The 698-nt window shown below is 72.1% G+C and carries 1 protein-coding gene; it reads left to right on the plus strand.

Features of this window, described 5'->3' with window-relative positions:
- Positions 1 to 338 precede the first annotated feature (338 nt).
- A partial coding sequence (locus tag AC08ON_RS16375; protein WP_476617280.1) for an SRPBCC family protein occupies positions 339 to 698 on the plus strand: 360 nt, incomplete at its 3' end.

Raw genomic sequence — 698 nt, forward strand, 5'->3', positions numbered from 1 at the left:
ATTGCGGGATCGACCCGGGGTAGCGGTCCCCGACGCTCTCGGCGGCGCTCGCCACACTCGCCACACTCGGCCCGGCGGCGCGCGATCTGGCCGCTCTGGTGGGCGTCCACCTGCTCGCCGATTGTAACTCCAAGTAATCAACTGCGCCGCTCGGCGCCCGTCAAGCCGGGAAGCGCGACGGGCGAGGGCGACGGACTACGGGTCAGATGAGACGGTCAGGGGCACGCGAGCCTGGCGACCCGCCCGTGGCTCCACGGGTTCTCTCCCGGACGAGCACGGCTGCCGGGAGGAACGCGGACTTCGGCCGAGAGCCGGCCGGAGCGAGGAAGGAGGAGCTGGTGGGACAGATCGAGGTCGTCGTCAGGCGGGTCGTGCCGGGCACCCCCGAGCAGGTTGTCGCGAAGCTCGCGGACTACCAGGGCGCCCGCGCCCGAGCCTGGCCAGAGAACGTCTCCGAGTACCGGGTGTTGGCGGGGGGCCACGGTGCCGGGACCCGCATCGCCTATCGGCTCCAGGCAACCCGCAAGCGGGTGCGTCAGATCGACGCGACCGTCTCCGTCCCCGATGCGAGCACTCTCGTCGAGGCGGACCAGAACTCCTCGCTGTGCACCCGCTGGCACATCGTCCCCGGCTCCGGGCCGGACCAGAGCCTGGTCACGGCGACGACGACCTGGGACGGTGCGGGCGGTGTCGGCGGC

Source organism: Frankia sp. CoWAU3, from assembly GCF_977971855.1.